The 3,557-nt window shown below is 67.6% G+C and carries 3 protein-coding genes; 1 reads left to right on the top strand and 2 read right to left on the bottom strand.

All coding sequences use genetic code 11. The features are described 5' to 3' along the window. Window positions 1–19: 19 nt before the first annotated feature. On the bottom strand, window positions 20–1,420 hold the full coding sequence (locus tag STRTUCAR8_RS20130) for an aspartate aminotransferase family protein (RefSeq protein WP_078507245.1): 1,401 nt from the start codon (window positions 1,418–1,420) through the stop codon (window positions 20–22). Beyond that, a complete protein-coding gene (locus tag STRTUCAR8_RS20135) occupies window positions 1,405–1,920 on the bottom strand; it encodes an Lrp/AsnC family transcriptional regulator (protein ID WP_044472527.1) in 516 nt (171 codons plus the stop codon). Before STRTUCAR8_RS20135 ends, STRTUCAR8_RS20130 begins: the two co-directional genes overlap by 16 nt. A gap of 164 nt (window positions 1,921–2,084) precedes the next feature. Here STRTUCAR8_RS20135 and STRTUCAR8_RS20140 point away from each other — a divergent pair, with 164 nt between their 5' ends. Then, window positions 2,085–3,524 (top strand): gamma-aminobutyraldehyde dehydrogenase, encoded by a 1,440-nt coding sequence (locus STRTUCAR8_RS20140; RefSeq protein ID WP_006377707.1) that lies wholly within the window; start codon window positions 2,085–2,087, stop codon window positions 3,522–3,524. Window positions 3,525–3,557 lie beyond the last annotated feature (33 nt).

Consider the following 3,557-nt stretch of genomic DNA (forward strand, 5'->3'; position numbering starts at 1 on the left):
GCCGCAGAGCCGCCGGGGGCTAGAGCTTCGTCCACGCCTCCGTCAGTGTCGCGCGCAGGATCTGTTCGATCTCGTCGAACGTGTCCTGGTTCGAGATCAGCGGCGGGGCGAGCTGGACGACCGGGTCGCCTCGGTCGTCGGCGCGGCAGTACAGGCCGTTCTCGAAGAGGGCCTTGGAGAGGAAGCCGTAGAGGATACGTTCCGTCTCCTCCGCGTCGAAGGACTCCTTGGTCACCTTGTCCTTGACCAGTTCGATGCCGTAGAAGAAGCCGTTGCCGCGGACGTCACCGACGATCGGCAGGTCGTGCAGCTTCTCCAGGGTCGAGCGGAACGCGCCCTCGTTGTCCAGCACATGCTGGTTGAGGTTCTCGCGCTCGAACAGGTCGAGGTTGGCGAGGCCCACGGCCGCCGACACCGGGTGACCGCCGAAGGTGTAGCCGTGCAGGAAGGTGTTGTCGCCCTGGTAGAACGGCTCGGCGAGACGGTCCGAGATGATGCAGGCGCCGATCGGGGAGTAGCCCGACGTCATGCCCTTGGCGCAGGTGATCATGTCGGGGACGTAGTCGAACTTGTCGCACGCGAACATCGTGCCGAGGCGGCCGAAGGCGCAGATGACCTCGTCCGAGACGAGCAGGACGTCGTGGCGGTCGCAGATCTCGCGGACCCGCTGGAAGTAGCCGGGCGGGGGCGGGAAGCAGCCGCCCGCGTTCTGCACGGGCTCCAGGAAGACCGCGGCGACCGTGTCCGCGCCCTCGAAGAGGATCTCCTGTTCGATCTGGTCGGCGGCCCAGCGGCCGTAGGCCTCCGGGTCGTCGCCGTGGATCGGGGCGCGGTAGATGTTGGTGTTCGGGACCTTGTGGGCGCCCGGGACGAGCGGCTCGAAGGGAGCCTTCAGGGCCGGCAGCCCGGTGATGGACAGGGCGCCCTGCGGGGTGCCGTGGTAGGCGACGGCACGCGAGATGACCTTGTACTTGGTGGGCTTGCCGACCAGCTTGAAGTACTGCTTGGCCAGCTTCCAGGCGGTCTCGACGGCCTCGCCTCCACCGGTGGTGAAGAAGACCTTGTTGAGGTCGCCCGGCGCGTAGTCGGCCAGACGCTCCGCCAGTTCCACCGCCTTCGGGTGGGCGTACGACCACACCGGGAAGAACGCCAGCTCCTGCGCCTGCTTGAAGGCGGCCTCGGCCAGCTCGACGCGGCCGTGACCGGCCTGGACCACGAACAGCCCCGCCAGACCGTCGAGGTAGCGCCGGCCCTTGTCGTCGAAGATGTACGTGCCCTCGCCCCGGACGATCGTCGGCACGGGGGCGTTCTCGTACGACGACATGCGGGTGAAGTGCATCCACAGGTGGTCGTACGCGGTGCGGCTGAGGTCCTTGGAGCTGTCGCTGTCGGTGGTCGTCACGGTTATCGGGTTCCCCACATGTAGGTCTGCTTCTTGAGCTTGAGGTAGACGAAGCTTTCGGTGGAGCGCACGCCGGGCAGTGCCCGTATGCGTTTGTTGATGACGTCCAGCAGGTGGTCGTCGTCCTCGCAGACGATCTCGGCGAGGATGTCGAAGGAGCCCGCGGTCATCACCACGTACTCGACTTCCGGCATGGCGCTCAGTGCGTCGGCCACGGGGTCGAGGTCGCCGTCGACATTGACGCCGACCATCGCCTGCCTGCGGAAACCCACGGTGAGCGGGTCCGTGACGGCGACGATCTGCATCACGCCCTGGTCGAGCAGCTTCTGGACGCGCTGGCGCACGGCCGCCTCCGAGAGGCCCACCGCCTTGCCGATCGCCGCGTACGGTCTGCGGCCGTCCTCCTGGAGCTGTTCGATGATGGCGAGGGAGACGGCGTCCAGCTGGGGGGTGCCGCTCCTGGACTCGCGGGAGTCCCTGTGCTCTGCGCTTCGACTGGCCACGCGCTCACTGTGCACGAGGAGTCGACGGTTTCGCAAGGTTCGATCGATGAAATTCGTTGTTCATGGACCCTTGTCTTGCGGATTTCGCAGCTTGCGGGGCGTCGGGGGTGTTGAAAACGTCGGACTGCGGAATAGGGTGGTGTCTCAGTCAATGGACACCCGAATCTGGAGGGCCGGCAGTGAGCACCGAGCTGCGTCGTCTGCGCAACTACATCGATGGTGAGTTCCGGGACGCCGCCGACGGGCGGACCACCGAGGTGGTCAACCCCGTGACGGGCGAGGCGTACGCGACCGCGCCGCTGTCCGGGCAGCCGGACGTCGACGCCGCCATGGCGGCCGCCGCCGCCGCTTTCCCCGCCTGGCGCGACAAGACGCCTGCCGAGCGGCAGAAGCACCTCCTGAAGATCGCGGACGCGTTCGAGGAGCGCGCCGAGGAACTGATCGCGGCCGAGGTGGAGAACACCGGCAAGCCGATCGGGCTCACGCGGTCCGAGGAGATCCCGCCGATGCTGGACCAGATCCGCTTCTTCGCGGGTGCGGCCCGGATGCTGGAGGGGCGCAGCGCCGGCGAGTACATGGACGGCATGACGTCCATCGTCCGGCGCGAGCCGGTCGGGGTCTGCGCGCAGGTCGCGCCCTGGAACTACCCGATGATGATGGCCGTGTGGAAGTTCGCCCCGGCGATCGCGGCCGGCAACACCGTGGTGCTCAAGCCGTCGGACACGACGCCCGCGTCCACAGTGCTCATGGCCGAGATCATGGGTTCGATCCTGCCCAAGGGCGTCTTCAACGTCGTCACCGGCGACCGTGACACCGGCCGGCTGATGGTCGAGCACCCGACACCGGCGATGGCGTCGATCACCGGTTCGGTGCGCGCCGGTATGCAGGTCGCCGAGTCCGCGTCGAAGGACCTCAAGCGCGTCCACCTGGAGCTGGGCGGCAAGGCGCCGGTTGTCGTCTTCGAGGACACCGACATCGCCAAGGCGGTCGAGGACATCTCGGTCGCGGGCTTCTTCAACGCGGGCCAGGACTGTACGGCGGCCACGCGCGTCCTCGTCCAGGAGTCCATCCACGACGAGTTCGTCGCCGCGCTCGCCAAGGCCGCCGCCGAGACCAAGACGGGGCAGCCGGACGACGAGGACGTGCTGTACGGGCCCCTCAACAACCCGAACCAGCTGAAGCAGGTCTCCGGCTTCGTCGAGCGGCTGCCCGCGCACGCCAAGGTCGAGGCGGGCGGTCACCGGGTCGGCGAGAAGGGCTACTTCTACGCCGCGACCGTCGTCTCGGGTCTGAAGCAGGACGACGAGATCATCCAGAACGAGGTCTTCGGTCCGGTCATCACCGTCCAGTCCTTCACGGACGAGGCGCAGGCCGTCGGGTGGGCCAACGGCGTGGACTACGCCCTCGCGTCGTCGGTGTGGACGAAGGACCACGCGCGCGCGATGCGCATGTCGAAGGTCCTGGACTTCGGCTGCGTGTGGATCAACACCCACATCCCGCTGGTCGCGGAGATGCCCCACGGCGGCTTCAAGAAGTCCGGCTACGGCAAGGACCTCTCGGGGTACGGCTTCGACGACTACACGCGGATCAAGCACGTCATGACGTCGCTCGGCGGCTGACAGCTGCTCGTGACAGGTGCGGCGCTGCCCCGG

It is taken from the genome of Streptomyces turgidiscabies Car8 (assembly GCF_000331005.1).
GTDB lineage: Bacteria > Actinomycetota > Actinomycetes > Streptomycetales > Streptomycetaceae > Streptomyces > Streptomyces turgidiscabies.